16 protein-coding genes are annotated in these 13,904 nt (G+C 65.4%); 6 read left to right on the forward strand and 10 right to left on the reverse strand.

All coding sequences use genetic code 11. From position 1 onward, the window contains the following. A complete protein-coding gene (gene phaR / locus BLU32_RS16765; RefSeq protein WP_093808828.1) occupies nt 1–609 on the reverse strand; it encodes a polyhydroxyalkanoate synthesis repressor PhaR in 609 nt (202 codons plus the stop codon). Between the two features lie 389 nt (nt 610–998). On the opposite strand from phaR, the gene BLU32_RS16770 reads away from it, so the two are divergent. Both BLU32_RS16770 and phbB read left to right on the forward strand, forming a co-directional pair. Next, on the forward strand, nt 999–2,180 hold the full coding sequence (locus tag BLU32_RS16770; protein ID WP_093808830.1) for an acetyl-CoA C-acetyltransferase: 1,182 nt from the start codon (nt 999–1,001) through the stop codon (nt 2,178–2,180). Between the two features lie 242 nt (nt 2,181–2,422). Beyond that, a complete protein-coding gene (gene phbB / locus BLU32_RS16775) occupies nt 2,423–3,151 on the forward strand; it encodes an acetoacetyl-CoA reductase (protein ID WP_093811201.1) in 729 nt (242 codons plus the stop codon). A gap of 157 nt (nt 3,152–3,308) precedes the next feature. On the opposite strand, the gene rpmF is transcribed toward phbB, so the two are convergent. Together rpmF and mtgA are read right to left on the reverse strand one after the other, a co-directional pair. Beyond that, nucleotides 3,309–3,494 carry a 50S ribosomal protein L32 gene (gene rpmF / locus BLU32_RS16780; RefSeq protein WP_093808832.1) on the reverse strand — a complete coding sequence of 62 codons (186 nt, stop codon included), beginning with the start codon at nt 3,492–3,494 and terminating at the stop codon, nt 3,309–3,311. Between the two features lie 147 nt (nt 3,495–3,641). Next, nucleotides 3,642–4,373, reverse strand: coding sequence for a monofunctional biosynthetic peptidoglycan transglycosylase (gene mtgA, locus BLU32_RS16785; protein WP_093811203.1), 732 nt, complete (start codon nt 4,371–4,373; stop codon nt 3,642–3,644). Nucleotides 4,374–4,864: 491 nt separating this feature from the next. Between mtgA and BLU32_RS16790 the strand changes: the two genes are divergently transcribed. Both BLU32_RS16790 and BLU32_RS16795 read left to right on the forward strand, forming a co-directional pair. Continuing rightward, nucleotides 4,865–5,770 carry a polyprenyl synthetase family protein gene (locus BLU32_RS16790; RefSeq protein WP_093808835.1) on the forward strand — a complete coding sequence of 302 codons (906 nt, stop codon included), beginning with the start codon at nt 4,865–4,867 and terminating at the stop codon, nt 5,768–5,770. Between the two features lie 20 nt (nt 5,771–5,790). Next, entirely contained in the window at nt 5,791–6,471 is a 681-nt protein-coding gene (locus tag BLU32_RS16795; protein WP_093808839.1) for a helix-turn-helix domain-containing protein, read from the forward strand. On the opposite strand, the gene BLU32_RS16800 is transcribed toward BLU32_RS16795, so the two are convergent. Beyond that, the gene (locus BLU32_RS16800; protein WP_093808841.1) at nt 6,420–6,818 is read right to left on the reverse strand and encodes a VOC family protein; all 399 of its coding nucleotides are present in this window, start codon (nt 6,816–6,818) and stop codon (nt 6,420–6,422) included. The genes BLU32_RS16795 and BLU32_RS16800 overlap by 52 nt on opposite strands. 250 nt (nt 6,819–7,068) lie before the next feature. Here BLU32_RS16800 and BLU32_RS16805 point away from each other — a divergent pair, with 250 nt between their 5' ends. Next, nucleotides 7,069–7,656: an acyloxyacyl hydrolase gene (locus BLU32_RS16805; protein ID WP_093808843.1), complete on the forward strand. Its 588-nt coding sequence runs from the start codon at nt 7,069–7,071 to the stop codon at nt 7,654–7,656. 27 nt (nt 7,657–7,683) lie between these two features. Here the strand turns inward: BLU32_RS16805 and BLU32_RS16810 are convergent, their stop codons facing one another. From BLU32_RS16810 to gloB, 4 genes are all read right to left on the reverse strand, one after another. Beyond that, nucleotides 7,684–8,346, reverse strand: coding sequence for a hypothetical protein (locus tag BLU32_RS16810; protein ID WP_157727716.1), 663 nt, complete (start codon nt 8,344–8,346; stop codon nt 7,684–7,686). 23 nt (nt 8,347–8,369) lie between these two features. Continuing rightward, a complete protein-coding gene (locus BLU32_RS16815; RefSeq protein ID WP_093811205.1) occupies nt 8,370–9,590 on the reverse strand; it encodes an argininosuccinate synthase in 1,221 nt (406 codons plus the stop codon). A gap of 138 nt (nt 9,591–9,728) precedes the next feature. After that, nucleotides 9,729–10,175, reverse strand: coding sequence for a cupin domain-containing protein (locus BLU32_RS16820; protein WP_093808847.1), 447 nt, complete (start codon nt 10,173–10,175; stop codon nt 9,729–9,731). A 49-nt stretch (nt 10,176–10,224) separates the two neighbouring features. Then, nucleotides 10,225–11,016, reverse strand: a complete 792-nt coding sequence (gene gloB, locus BLU32_RS16825) for a hydroxyacylglutathione hydrolase (protein WP_093808849.1) — start codon at nt 11,014–11,016, stop codon at nt 10,225–10,227. A gap of 220 nt (nt 11,017–11,236) precedes the next feature. On the opposite strand from gloB, the gene BLU32_RS16830 reads away from it, so the two are divergent. After that, entirely contained in the window at nt 11,237–12,058 is an 822-nt protein-coding gene (locus BLU32_RS16830; RefSeq protein WP_093808851.1) for a class I SAM-dependent methyltransferase, read from the forward strand. On the opposite strand, the gene metW is transcribed toward BLU32_RS16830, so the two are convergent. Further along, complete coding sequence (metW, locus tag BLU32_RS16835; protein WP_093808853.1) at nt 11,994–12,608, reverse strand: methionine biosynthesis protein MetW; 615 nt, start codon at nt 12,606–12,608, stop codon at nt 11,994–11,996. The genes BLU32_RS16830 and metW overlap by 65 nt on opposite strands. Beyond that, entirely contained in the window at nt 12,605–13,756 is a 1,152-nt protein-coding gene (locus tag BLU32_RS16840; RefSeq protein WP_208977079.1) for a homoserine O-acetyltransferase, read from the reverse strand. Before BLU32_RS16840 ends, metW begins: the two co-directional genes overlap by 4 nt. Nucleotides 13,757–13,904 lie beyond the last annotated feature (148 nt).

The following is a 13,904-nucleotide window of genomic DNA, read 5'->3' on the forward strand; positions in this document are numbered from 1 at the left end:
TTACTCCTTGTCGCCGCCGGCCAGGGCGTCGATCTTCTTCTGCATGGCGTCGAGCTGCTTCTTCAGCGCGTCGAAATCCTCGACGTTGCGGGTGGATGGCACCGCCCCGGGCTGACCTGCTTCCCCGCCCTGCAGGGACGGAGCTTCCCCGTCCCTTTCCTGGCCGAAGGGAAGAAACATCTTCATCGCGCGGTCGAAGACTTCCGCGTTGCGCTTGACCTGATCCTCGATCGCGTCGAAGGCGGTTGCGCCGAACGCGCTGGACATCTGCTCGCGCAGCCGATCCTGCTCCTTGGTCAGCGACGTCATCGAAAAGTCGAGATAGCTCGGCACCACGTTCTGCATGCTGTCGCCATAAAAGCGGATCAGCTGTCGCAGGAAGGTGATCGGCAGCAGGTTCTGCCCCTTGTTTTCCTGTTCGAAAATGATCTGCGTGAGAACGGAACGGGTAATCTCATCGCCGGATTTCGCATCGAAAACGACAAAATCCTCTTCGTCCTTCACCATCACCGCAAGGTCTTCGAGCGTGACATAGGTGCTCGTGCCCGTATTGTAGAGACGACGGTTCGCGTATTTCTTGATGATCGTCGGGTCGCTCGTTTTTGCCATATCGTGTATCGGATCCCGGCTTCGGGCGTCGCTTTCCCTGAGATGATCCGATCAGGCTCGACCAGATCGCCCGGAAAGGTTCGACGCGGCATTCCTCCCGGCCCCACGCAACCGGACCGGCTGCGTGCGCCACTCTTTTCGTTTCCATCACGATAAGCCAATCCCCCCCACCGGTACCACCGTTTTGTCGGGTCGATTGCAAAACACCGGATTGCCCTGCAAACCGCGACGAAAGCACAAGCCGTATCGCCGCCAAATCGACCGCGCATACGCGGAGTGCCGGTTGACTATGGCAGGTTGACCGTCTCTAGTTTGGTGAACACGCGCGCACATAATCAATGAGGGGGCCAGCGCGCGCCCCGGGAGGTCCGGAGTTTCGGAGATTTCATATGAGCGCACCCACCGACGTCGTCATTGTCAGCGCAACGCGCACCCCCGTTGGCTCGTTCAACGGAGCTTTCGCCAACACCCGTGCCCATGAGCTTGGCGCCACCGCGATCAAGTCCGCCCTCGAGCGCGCATCCGTGCCCGCCGCGGATGTGGACGAGGTCGTATTCGGCCAGGTCCTGACGGCAGGAGAAGGGCAGAACCCGGCGCGTCAGGCCGCCATTCATGCCGGCATTCCCGAGAGCGCAACCGCATGGGTTCTCAACCAGGTCTGCGGCTCTGGCCTGCGCACCGTCGCCATCGGCATGCAGCAGATCATGGCCGGGGACGCCTCGATCATCGTTGCGGGCGGCCAGGAAAACATGTCGCTCTCGCCGCATTGCGCGCATATGCGCGCCGGCTACAAGATGGGCGACTTCAAGATGATCGACACGATGATCAAGGACGGCCTGTGGGATGCCTTCAACGGCTACCACATGGGCCAGACCGCCGAGAACGTCGCCGAAAAATGGCAGATCTCGCGCGATCAGCAGGATGAATTCGCCGTCGCATCGCAGAACAAGGCCGAGGCCGCGCAAAAGTCTGGCCGCTTTACCGCCGAGATCACGCCGGTCACCGTGAAGGAACGCAAGGGCGAGAAGGTCGTCGATCAGGACGAATACATTCGCCACGGCGCGAGCGTCGACGGTATGGCCAAGCTGCGCCCCGCCTTCGCCAAGGACGGCAGCGTAACCGCCGGCAACGCCTCCGGCATCAACGACGGCGCGGCCGCCATCGTGGTCATGAGCGCGGCCGAAGCCTCGCGGCGCGGCCTGACGCCGCTCGCGCGAATCGCTTCCTGGGCGACCGCCGGCGTCGACCCGTCCCTCATGGGATCGGGCCCGATCCCCGCCTCGCGCAAGGCGCTGGAAAAGGCCGGCTGGAAGCCGGAGGATCTCGATCTCGTGGAGGCCAACGAGGCCTTCGCCGCCCAGGCCTGTGCCGTCAACAAGGACATGGGCTGGAACCCCGACATCGTGAACGTCAACGGCGGCGCCATCGCGATCGGGCATCCGATCGGCGCTTCGGGCGCCCGCGTGCTCGTCACGCTGCTGCACGAAATGGCCAAGCGGGACGCCAAGAAGGGGCTCGCAACGCTGTGCATCGGCGGCGGCATGGGCGTTGCGCTTTGCGTCGAGCGTTGAGGCCGCGACCCTTTCGCCACTAGACTTTCGGCGCAAGAACGGCGCGCGCAGCTCTTCGCGCGCCGTTCGTCAAAAATCTGATTTCATTTGGAAATTTCAATCGCGCACTACGACGGGCGGAATCGTCGCCAACGCGTCGATTGACACGGATCAAGGCGGGCACAGCAAGGCATCGCCATCAAGCCGGCGACGACGAAAAGATCGTTTTCGGGTATTTCGAACCGCCAAAGGGGAGGATGTTCATGAGCAATGTGGCAATCGTGACAGGAGGAACGCGGGGCATCGGCGCCGCGATCTCGAAGGGGCTGAAGGATGCCGGCTACAGCGTGGCCGCGATCTATGCCGGCAACACGGAAAAGGCCGAGGCCTTCAAGGCCGAGACCGGCATTCATGTCTACAAGTGGGACGTGTCCGATCCGCAAGCCTGCCATGACGGCGTTGCCCAGGTCGTCTCCGATCTCGGCGCGGTCGAGGTGCTGGTCAACAACGCCGGCATCACGCGCGATGGCTGGTTCCACAAGATGGACTACGAGCAGTGGTCCGCGGTGACCCGTACCAATCTGGACTCCATGTTCACCATGACGCGTCCGGTCATCGACGGCATGCGCGAGCGCGGCCACGGCCGCATCATCAACATTTCCTCGATCAACGGCCAGAAGGGCCAGCTCGGTCAGACGAACTATTCCGCTGCCAAGGCCGGCGTGATCGGCTTCACCAAGGCGCTCGCCGCCGAAACGGCCCGCAAGGGCATCACGGTGAATGCGATCTGCCCGGGCTACATCGACACCGACATGGTCGCCGCCGTGCCGGAGAAGGTGCTTGAGGGGATCATCGGCAACATTCCGATCGGTCGCCTCGGAAAGGCGGAGGAGATCGCCGGCGCGGTCGTCTACCTCGCCTCGACGCAGGCCGCCTTCATGACCGGCGGCGTCATCACGATGAACGGCGGCCAGTATTTCGCCAACGGCTGACGAACGGCCTGGGTCGGCGACACGAAAGAGGGCTCCCGGAGCGATCCGGAAGCCCTTTTCTTGTTGCGCCCACGTCCAGGGTCCAAGGCCCCGGACAACGCAAAAAAGCCGGCGCAAAAGCGCCGGCCCTTTGTCGCATCAAAGCGGTGCGTTTCGATCAGGCGTCGGTCTTCGACGCCAGGATCTGACGTCCCCGATACATGCCGGTCTTGAGATCGACGTGATGCGGGCGGCGCAATTCGCCCGAATCCTTGTCCTCGACATAGGTCGGCTGCTTCAGGGCGTCCGTGGAGCGGCGTGCGCCGCGCTTCATGCGCGATGTTTTTCTCTTCGGAACGGCCATTCTTGTTCTCTCCGTCGTGCAATATCCAGCGAACCCGGACCGGGTCAGCCCGGGGCGTGGGTCCACACGGTGTGCAGGAATGGCGGGCTTATACAGAACCTTTGGCCTCTTTGCCAGCCCGAAAGGGAATTTTTTGACGATTTCGGTTCACTGCGACGGCCCGAATCCGGGCAGGCACCCGAGATGCGGGCCGATATCAGCGGCACGCGCCCGGTTCAAGCGTGCCAACCGCGCATGTCCGGGAGCAGGGCTTGCCGGATTGCGCGCAAGAGGCGCCGGCAGGGCAGTTGCAAGCCGCGCTGCCTCGCGGCGCCCGAGCGCAAGGGCCGTCTTGCCGAACCAGGCTTGCGCCGCGGCTTCGGCACCGAAAACACCCTCGCCCCACTCCGCGACGTTGAGATAGATCTCGAGAATGCGCTTCTTGCTGAGCATCGCATCGAGAAGCAGCGCGAGCGGCAGCTCCAGCGCCTTGCGCACGTAGCTGCGATCCGTCCACAGGAACAGGTTCTTGGCCACCTGCATCGTGATCGTCGAGGCGCCGCGGACATCCTCGCCCTCGCCCAGCGCCTCGATCTGGCTGCCGAGCGCGTCCCAGTCGATCCCGACGTGCTCGCAGAACTTCGCATCTTCCGAGGCAACGACGGAGCGAATCAGATGCGGCGAGATCGCCTCCAGCGGAACATAGGTGCGATCGACCCAGAGAAACCGCACATAGCGCTCCAGCATCAAGGTGCTCACCGGCGGCACCACCGCGTAGATCACGATAAGGACAGGCGGCAGCAAAAAAACCACGGCCAGGAACCACAATATCCAGCGCCGGATCCGGCGCCGGAGCGAACGCCGCTTCCCGGCTTTCCGCCCCCTGTCGGCGTCGCTCATCGTCCACCTCCGCAAACGCCGCCGCAAAGGCTGCAACCCGGGCGACCGGACAGGCGAACGCGCCTGTCGACGCGCCTTCGGACGACGCCGGTTTGCGATTGCCTTTCCATCGGGACCATGATCCATCCGTTTGCCGGGGCGGCAAGGCGCAATTGCCGTCAGGCGCGCTGCCTGGCCACAAAAGGTGACAGCGACATACATGACCTGCATGCCCGCCGGTTCGGCGGCGACCAAGGCAAGCGGCGTGTGCACGCAACGCTTTCTCCATAGCCCGTCTCCAAACCGCCGACAACCGACGGCGCCCCCCCACAGCGCACCTCCGCAGCACACGGGCGCCTGCCCTCCCCCCAAGTGCCGCCAGGTCCGCCGAGTGCTGCCCGCGCGACGCTGTTGACCTTTTGGCGGTTTCGCGACACTGAGGGTCCGCGATACGAACGCGGGCGGGGCGGCGCAACGATGCGCCGTTCGCAACCCGATACGCGGAGGCCCTCTTGACCGTCGATCCCGCAAGCCGCCTGGCCGACAGCGCAACCCGCGTCGAGGCCGCCCTTGAGCGGGCACTGGGCGCCACGCCCCTTGACGGCGAGACCGCCCGCCCCGAGCGGCTGACGGCGGCCATGCGCCATGCCTGTCTGGGCGGCGGCAAGCGGCTGCGACCGGGCTTGATGATCGCGGCCGGCCGCCTGTTCGGTCGTGACGACGACGGCCTTGTGCTGGCGGGTGCCGCGCTTGAATGCATCCACTGCTATTCCCTCGTCCACGACGACCTTCCGGCCATGGACGACGACGACATGCGCCGGGGCCGGCCGACGGTGCACAAGGCTTTTGACGAGGCCACCGCCATCCTCGCCGGCGATGCGCTGCTGACACTCGCCTTCGATCTTGTCGCTGATCCTGCGGTACATGCCTGCGCCGACGTTCGCCTGACCGCCAGTCGGGAGCTCGCCCGGGCCTCGGGGGTCGGCGGCATGGCGGGCGGACAGATGCTGGATCTGGCCGCCGAACACCGCCCGACCGACGAGCACGAGGTGCGTCGCTTGCAGGCGATGAAGACCGGCGCGCTGATCCGATATGCGGCGCGCACCGGCGCGCGACTTGCCGGCGCCGACGATGACGGGATCACGGCGCTGACGCGCTTCGGCGAAATTCTCGGACTGGCGTTCCAACTCGCCGACGACCTTCTCGACGTGGCAGGCGACAGCGCAGCGCTTGGCAAGGCGGCCGGCAAGGACGCGGACGCGGGAAAGGCGACGCTGGTCGCGCTCAAGGGCGTGGACTGGACGCGCGCCGAACTCGACCGCCAGATCGCCGAGGCGGAGAGCCTGCTGGCGCCCTATGGCGAACGCGCCGGCGAACTCTCGGCCCTTGCCCGTTTCGTCGCCAACCGCGACCGCTGAGCGCAAGGGCCCGCGCGGAGATGTCACCCCTCCTCGACATCTGGCATCACACCGTCGACCGTCCGTCCAGCGATCTCGTGCTCCCGGACGGCTGCCGCGACCTGATCATGGTCGAGGCTCCGGGAGCAAAGCCCTCCGGTTTCGTCAGCGAGTTGCACACCGCCCCCGTTCTGGCCACGGACTTTGCGCCCGGCACCCGGCTGACCGGCTACCGGCTCGCGCCGGGCACACGGATCGACACGGCCCGTCTGATCGCGCGCGTCGCGGAAACGGCAGAGAAGGATCTCCTGCGCCCGGAAAAGCTGATCGAGGAGCATTGCGCGCGCAGGCCGGCCACGGTGGACGCCTTCGCCGCCATCGAAGCGCAGCCGGATGCAACGACGGCGCAGCTGGCACGACGGCTTGCGGTGACGCCGCGCACGCTGCAGAGGCAGTTTCGTGAGAACACCCTGCCGCCGCCGGGCTTCTGGCTGGGCCTTGCCCGGGCACGACGGGCCGCCCTGGAACTGACGGCAGGTGCCCCCCTTGCCGAAATCGCCGCCGATGCCGGCTACGCCGACCAGGCGCATATGACCCGGGCCTTCCGCCGCTGGTTCGGCACGACGCCGGCGCGGCTCAGGACCGATCCGCGCCGCCTCGTCCTGCTCGCTCAGTCGGGGCTGGCGGTGCCGCCGACCGGAGAACAGATCTCCACCAGATAACCGTCGGGATCCGAGACATAGGCCGTCGTCTGGCCCCAGTCCTCCTCGCGCAGCTCCTGAACCACCGACGCGCCTGCCTCACGCGCCCGCGAAAGCGCGCCCGCGACGTCGTCCGTTTCCAGAGCGATCTCGAAGACCGGGCTCTTTGGCTCGGCACGCGCCGGCGCCTTGCCGAGCTGTGTCATCAGCGCGCGGGACGAGAAAACAAGCTTGGTTTCGCCGGTGACAAGCTCACCGTAATCCCCGCTCTCGTGCAGGAAGCCGGTCGTGAACCCGAAGGCGGTCTCGTAGAATGATAGCGTGCGGGCGACATTCTCGACATAGAGGATCGTGTAGCGAAATTTCATGGTCGGTTCTCCTTGAAGCCAATTCTGGCACCCGCTTAGCCCGCAAGGCGAACGCCGGTCTTGAAGATTTGCGACAGAGGCAGTCCGCAGCCTCCAATCGGACTCAATGCCAGCAACAATTGTTGCATACTTTCAACACTTGTTAATAAATGGTGAAGAGCGCCCGGTTCGAGCGGTTTTCTCTGGTATGGACGCCAAGTAATTGCATTAGACTGAAAATAATAAGAACGATTGAAAACCGGAGGCGTTCGTGACGATCTGGAAGCTGGCCATTTCCGCCATCACCTGCGGGATTCTCCTGAACCTGTCTGCGCCGCCGGCCGTTGCGCAAGACCGCAACGGTCCAAGGGTAGAGCTGGCGCATGCGCTCTTCCTGAGCGAGGTGCGCGGCGGCGTTCTCTATCATGACACGATGGGCCGGGAGAACGGGATCGACATCAATGCCGAGATCCTCAGCCGCTTCGCCGCCCTGGAATTCACGACGCCGTTTCTGGACACCCGCGCGATGCTGCGTCCGCATCTCGGCGTCAATCTGAACACCGCCGGCAGCACCAGCATGGCCTATTTCGGCTACAGCCTGACGGTCGACCTCAACACCTGGCTCTTCGTCGAAGGCAGCTTCGGCGGAATGTTTCACAACGGCAACACCGGCGTGAACAAGCCGAACACGCTTTCGCTCGGCTGCAGCCTGCTGTTCCGCGAGGCCGCCTCCCTCGGCGTGCGCTTCAGCGAGTCGGTCAATCTTTCGGCGATGATCGAGCATTCCTCGAACGCCGGCGGATGCACCGGCAACAACGGAATGACCAATGTCGGCATGCGTCTGGGCTACTTGTTCTAGCCCGCACATCGGTTGCTTCGGCGACCCTCAGACCGCTCCAGCGAAAAAGCTGCGCATGTGAAAGGCGCCCTCCTGCGGGCCTTGCGCGAAGGCACTGCCCACAGGACAGGCGTGGCGCGCGAGGCACCCGCTGTGGCAGGCCGCGTCCGGTGTCGCCTCAAGATGGGCAAGGCATCTCGGCACGTCATAGCCGCCGGGCCCGAGCGCTCCGGCGGGACAGGCGGAGATACAGGGTGTGTCTCGGCAGGACGGGCAAGGTCCGCCCCGCGAGACTGCCGCCACCGGGCCCCCTGTGAGAAACGCCGCCCTCAGGGCCAGCCACGGCCCGAAGGTCTCATGTGCAAGCAGCCCCATCGGCGAGGGCGAAACCCCGCCGACGCGCAAGGCCCAGCGCTGGAAGGGATGATACGGCGGACCGTCGAAGACGAAGACCGGCGTCATGCCGGCGGCTTTGGCAATGGGCGCCAGCACCCGGCGCGTATGGCGGTCGAGCGGATCTGGCGCGCCGTCGCGCGCTTCCGGACTTCCGGTGAAATGCGGAAAAAGCTCGTTCGACAGACTGCCGACCAGCATCAGGCCGGCGGTCGGAATGCCCGCAGCGATGTCGGGCACGGCGTCGCCGGGTTCGGGCGAAAATTCGCCGACGAGCCGGAACCCGGCGCAGGCGAGGGCGGCGCCGATTTCGGCCATCCCCTCCCGCGCCGGGGCCGTCATTACGTCGACCGGTCGCGCTTGGCGAGCGTGCGCAGACGCAGGGCATTCAGCCGGATGAAGCCGGCGGCGTCCTTCTGGTCGTAGGCGCCGTGATCATCCTCGAAGGTGACCAGCTCTTCGGAATAGAGCGAATAGGGCGACTGACGGCCGACCACGATCACATTGCCCTTGTAGAGCTTGAGGCGAACCTCGCCCTCGACCTTTTCCTGGCTCTTGTCGATCGCCGCCTGCAGCATGTCGCGCTCGGGCGAGAACCAGAAGCCGTTGTAGATCAGCTCCGCATAGCGCGGCATCAGCTCATCCTTCAGGTGCGCCGCACCCCGGTCGAGCGTGATCGATTCCATCGCGCGATGCGCTTCAAGCAGGATGGTGCCGCCCGGCGTCTCGTAGACGCCGCGCGACTTCATGCCGACGAAGCGGTTCTCGACAAGATCGAGCCGACCGATGCCGTTGTCGCGGCCATAGTCGTTGAGCTTGGCAAACAGCGTCGCCGGCGACATCGCCTTGCCGTTCAGGGAGACCGCGTCGCCCTTTTCGAAGCCGATGGTGATCTCGGTGGCGACATCGGGAGCGTCCATCGGCGAGACGGTGCGCTGGTGCACATATTCCGGCGCCTCTTCCCACGGATCCTCGAGCACTTTGCCCTCGGACGACGAGTGCAGCATGTTGGCGTCGACGGAGAACGGGGCTTCGCCGCGCTTGTCCTTCGGCACCGGGATCTGGTGCTTTTCGGCAAAGTCGATCAGGTCGGTGCGCGACTTGAACGTCCAGTCGCGCCAGGGCGCGATCACCTTGATGTCGGGATCGAGCGCATAGGCGGCCAGTTCGAAGCGGACCTGGTCGTTGCCTTTGCCGGTCGCGCCATGGGCGATCGCATCGGCCCCGGTCTCATGCGCGATCTCGATCAGCCGCTTGGAGATCAGCGGCCGCGCAATCGATGTGCCGAGCAGGTAGACGCCCTCATAGACCGCATTGGCGCGGAACATCGGGAAGACGAAATCGCGGATGAATTCTTCGCGCAGGTCGTCGATGTGGATCTCCTTGATCCCCATCAATTCGGCCTTCTTGCGCGCCGGCTCCAGCTCCTCGCCCTGGCCGAGATCGGCGGTGAAGGTCACCACCTCGCAGCCGTATTCGGTCTGAAGCCATTTCAGGATGATCGAGGTGTCGAGACCGCCCGAATAGGCGAGCACCACCTTCTTGATGTCTTTTTGTGCCATGAGATCCATTGTCCAGTCGCAGGAATGCCGAAAGCGTCGCGCGCCCGGCGGAAAGTCGCCGCGCACTGTAACGGCCCGCGTGCGCAACGCAAGACGGGAAACCCCGTGCAAAAAGCCACACCGGGCGGCGGCAAGGCCTCAGCCGCGCGGCAGCGGTCGCCAGTCCTTCGGCGCCATCTCGAAGCCTGAAAACTCGAACCCCGGCGCGACGGTGCAGCCGACCAGCGTCCAGCGCCCGAGGCTTTCCGCCGTCTGCCAGGCCCCGGACGGCACGACGCCCTGCGGGCGCTGGTTGGCGGCGAGATCGACCCCGAGATGAAGCGCGCGCGCGTCGTGCCCGTTTTCGGAAATCGTCAGCGCCAGCGGACCGCCTGCGTACCAGTGCCACACCTCCACCGCATCCACCCGGTGCCAGGCGGAAATGTCTCCGGCCTCAAGCAGATAATAGATCGCCGTCGACCGCGCCCGCCCCGAGGCATCGCACGCCGGATCGCGATAGGTCTCGCGGTAGTGGCCGCCTTCGGGGTGCGGCGCGAGATCCAGAATTCGGACGATGTCCAGGGCGGAAAGCGAGGGATCGATCATGGGCGGGTCGAGCTCTGGGTTTGAAGAAGATGCGTCACGAATCGTTCCGTCAGAAGCTGTCCTTGCGCCGACGGATCTCGGCGAAAACCTCCGCGTCGGTTGCCTCCATCATGCCGAGCGTCTTGCGGATGCCGGGATCTGAGGGACGCAGAAACGGATTGGTCGCAAGCTCGTCTTCCATGGTGGTCGGCAGCGTCGGCTGGTTGCGTTCGCGCAGGCCCTCCACGGTCTTTGCCCGCTTCGCCAGTTCGGCATTGTCGGGGTCGACGGTCACGGCGAAGCGCGCGTTGGCCAATGTGTATTCATGGCCGCAATAGATCCGCGTATCCGCCGGCAACAGCCGGGCGAGCTTGTCCATCGAGGCCCACATCATCGCCATGTCGCCCTCGAACACCCGCCCGCAGCCAAGGGCGAACAGCGTATCGCCCGTGTGGGCGAAATGCGCATCAGGCGACCACCAGGAAATCTGGTCGAGCGTATGCCCGGGCGTCCCGAGCGCCTGAAACGCTAGGCCACCGGCGGTGATCGTGTCCCCGTCCGCGACGACGGCATCCATCTCCGCGATCTTGTCGCGCGACAGCGCAGGCCCGGTCACGCGCGCACCGGTGGCGGCCTTGAGCGCGCCCAGTCCCTGCACATGGTCCCAGTGATGGTGGGTGATCAGAATATCGGTGAGCGTCCAGCCCATCCGCTCCAGCTCCGCCAGATACGGCTCGGCGTCGGGGACGTCGATGGCAATCGTGCCGCCTGTCGCGGGCACATGCACCAGCACCCCGAAATTGTCGTCGAGACAGGAAAACTGCCGGATTTCGACCTGCTTCGTCGCTTCGCTCATCGCCATGGTCTCCTGTCGTTTCGCTTCACTCCGCCCGCTGGGCGGCCCGGGGATCCGATGGCCGCCGTCGAACAGCGGCGCAGGCGCGCCCACCCTGCCCCGACCAGGTCATGGGGACAAGAGGCCGGCGCGAACGGGGCGCGACATTCGAGACGGTTGCATCACGGCGCGCGGAAGGGTTCAATCGGCATCCCAGCCCGCCACCGGGCCGTCGCTGCAGGTCTTCATGTATCTCGACGTCGTCCATCAGCGCACCTTCTACGACCTGCCACTCGGTCGGATGCTGCGAGTCCTCCTGGGCGCGCGCATCCGCGCGTTCTGGCCCGAACTGCGTGACCGCCGCCTGATCGGCATCGGCTACGCAGGACCCTACATGCGCCCCTATCTGGACGAGGCGGAACGCTGCGTCGCGGCCATGCCGGCGGCACAGGGCGTTGTCGCCTGGCCGCGTGGCGGACGCAATTCGGCAGCGCTTGTCGACGAGACGGAGCTGCCGTTCTTCGACAACAGTTTCGACAATGCGCTGGTCGTGCATGGCGTCGACCACAGCGGCGACCCCGACGCCATGCTGCGTGAGGTCTGGCGGGTCCTGGCGCCCGGCGGCCGCATGATCGTCGTATTGCCGAACCGCCGAGGTCTGTGGGCGCGATCGGAGATCTCGCCCTTCGGCTACGGACGCCCGTTCTCGCGCGGCCAGATCGAGGCCCTGCTGCGCGCCTGCCAGTTCAACACGCTGGGAACCGATGAGGCGCTGTTCCTGCCGCCGACAAAATCACGCATGCTGCTCAGGAGCGCGCGCGCCTGGGAGCGTGTGGGCCGGCGCATGTGGCCGGCCTTCGCCGGACTGCTTCTGGTGGAGGCGGAAAAGCAGATCTATCGCGGAACGCCGGTCGGCAGGACCCGGCTGATCCGCGCGTTCCGGCCGACCTTCATCCCCGACGGCGCAGCGACGGGCCTGACGGTTCCGCCCGGCCCGCCGGCCCTTATCGCTTCAGCAGAAACAGCGCCTGTTCACCGATCAGGTTCCACACCCACCAGGGCGCGGTGAAGCCGACCGGTTCGCCGCGCGCATTAAGCGCCATCGCCTTGACCATATGCGCGTCCGTCTCCTCGCACATCGAGACGAAATCCCGGATCGTGCAGAAGTGGATGTTCGGCGTGTCGTACCAGGAATATGGCAGATAATCGGTCACCGGCATGCGACCGAGGAACATCAGCTGCAGCCGGTTGCGCCAGACCCCGAAATTCGGGAAGGACACGATCACGTTCGATCCGATCCTGAGCAACTGGTCCAGCACGACGCGCGGCGCGCGCGTCGCCTGCAGGGTCTGGCTGAGAATGACGAAATCGAAGGCGTCGTCCGGATAGTCCGCAAGGTCGCTGTCGGCATCGCCCTGCACCACCGACAATCCCCGCGCAACACAGGCATTGACGCCGGCCTGGGACAATTCGATGCCGCGCCCGTCGACCTGTTTCTCGCGCACCATGAGATGCAGCAACTCGCCGTCACCACAGCCGATATCGAGCACACGGCAGCCGGGCTCCACCAGATCGGCGACCAGCCGGTGATCGCCGCGAACGCCGTTTTTCCCGCTCATGCCGCGCTCCCGGTCGGCGGCGCGATGCCGCGTGCGTGGGCCGCGCCCGTCAGAAATCCGACCACGGTGCGAAACATCTCCGGCTCGTCCAGCAGGAAGGCGTCGTGGCCGCGGTCGCTCTCCACCTCGACGAAGGAGACATTGGCGGCAGCGGCATTGAGCGCGCGCACAACCGCCTTGCTCTCGGAAGTGGGAAACAGCCAGTCGGAGGTGAAGGACATCACGCAGAACCGTGTCGCGGAATGCAGAAAGGCGCGCGCCAGCGTGCCGCCGAAATCGGCTCCGAGATCGAAGTAGTCCATGGCCCGCGTGAGGTAGAGGTAGGCGTTCGGATCGAAGCGGTCGACAAAGGTCATCCCCTGGTGACGCAGATAGCTCTCGATCTGGAAATCCGCGTCGAAACCGAAGGTCACCGCGTCGCGATCCTGAAGGTTGCGGCCGAATTTCCGATGCAGCGCCGGATCCGACAAATAGGTGATATGGGCGGCCATGCGCGCCACCGCGAGCCCCTTGGACGGCCGCACGCCCTTCTCGAAGTAGCGCCCGCCGCACCAGTTGGGATCCGCCATCACCGCCTGGCGCCCCACCTCGTGGAAGGCGATGTTCTGCGAGGAATGCCGGGCGGCCGTGGCGATCGGCAGCGCGGCGAATACGCGCCCGGGATAGCTCGACGCCCATTGCAGCACCTGCATGCCGCCCATCGAGCCGCCAACGACGGCAAACAGCGTCTCGATCCCCAGACGGTCAAGCAGCATCGCCTGGGCGTGCACCATGTCCTTGATGGTAACGAGCGGCAGATCCAGCCCCCAGCGCCGTCCCGTGGCCGGATTGGTCGAGGCCGGGCCCGTCGTTCCGAGACAGCCGCCCAGAACGTTGGCGCAGATCACGTAATAGAGGTTGGTATCGACCGGCCGGCCGGGGCCGACGAGCATCGACCACCAGCCGGGCTTGGAGGTGATCGGATTGCTGGACGCGACATACTGGTCGCCCGTCAGCGCGTGGCAGATCAGCACCGCATTGCTGCGCTCGGCGTTCAGTGTGCCGTAGGTTTCATAGGCAATCTGCCAGGGATCGAGCAGCGCACCGGAATCGAGCCGCAACGCGGTGTCGCCGCCAAAGGCGCAAACCTGGCTCGTCGGCGCGTCCATCTCGCTTCTGGGTGCCGCCGCAGCGCTGGACCCCGCCCCGCCCGTGTCGCCCTTCGCCGCGCGGTTCGGCGCCGGCTCCGGTGAAGTCTCCTGCGTCATGGCAGACCGACCGTCCTTCCCATCATCTTTCCGCAGGCGTGCCGCTATC

Source organism: Stappia sp. ES.058 (assembly GCF_900105595.1).
GTDB lineage: Bacteria > Pseudomonadota > Alphaproteobacteria > Rhizobiales > Stappiaceae > Stappia.

Excerpts from the sequence above, each read along its gene's own strand:
- BLU32_RS16815 (WP_093811205.1), bottom strand. The coding sequence starts at position 9,590 with ATGGCACAAAAAGACATCAAGAAGGTGGTGCTCGCCTATTCGGGCGGT.
- metW (WP_093808853.1), bottom strand. The coding sequence starts at position 12,608 with ATGAGCGGGAAAAACGGCGTTCGCGGCGATCACCGGCTGGTCGCCGAT.
- BLU32_RS16840 (WP_208977079.1), bottom strand. The coding sequence starts at position 13,756 with ATGGACGCGCCGACGAGCCAGGTTTGCGCCTTTGGCGGCGACACCGCG.
- BLU32_RS16800 (WP_093808841.1), bottom strand. The coding sequence starts at position 6,818 with ATGAAATTTCGCTACACGATCCTCTATGTCGAGAATGTCGCCCGCACG.
- phbB (WP_093811201.1), top strand. The coding sequence starts at position 2,423 with ATGAGCAATGTGGCAATCGTGACAGGAGGAACGCGGGGCATCGGCGCC.
- rpmF (WP_093808832.1), bottom strand. The coding sequence starts at position 3,494 with ATGGCCGTTCCGAAGAGAAAAACATCGCGCATGAAGCGCGGCGCACGC.
- BLU32_RS16770 (WP_093808830.1), top strand. The coding sequence starts at position 999 with ATGAGCGCACCCACCGACGTCGTCATTGTCAGCGCAACGCGCACCCCC.
- BLU32_RS16810 (WP_157727716.1), bottom strand. The coding sequence starts at position 8,346 with ATGGCCGAAATCGGCGCCGCCCTCGCCTGCGCCGGGTTCCGGCTCGTC.
- mtgA (WP_093811203.1), bottom strand. The coding sequence starts at position 4,373 with ATGAGCGACGCCGACAGGGGGCGGAAAGCCGGGAAGCGGCGTTCGCTC.
- phaR (WP_093808828.1), bottom strand. The coding sequence starts at position 609 with ATGGCAAAAACGAGCGACCCGACGATCATCAAGAAATACGCGAACCGT.
- gloB (WP_093808849.1), bottom strand. The coding sequence starts at position 11,016 with ATGGCGATGAGCGAAGCGACGAAGCAGGTCGAAATCCGGCAGTTTTCC.
- BLU32_RS16820 (WP_093808847.1), bottom strand. The coding sequence starts at position 10,175 with ATGATCGATCCCTCGCTTTCCGCCCTGGACATCGTCCGAATTCTGGAT.
- BLU32_RS16795 (WP_093808839.1), top strand. The coding sequence starts at position 5,791 with ATGTCACCCCTCCTCGACATCTGGCATCACACCGTCGACCGTCCGTCC.
- BLU32_RS16830 (WP_093808851.1), top strand. The coding sequence starts at position 11,237 with ATGTATCTCGACGTCGTCCATCAGCGCACCTTCTACGACCTGCCACTC.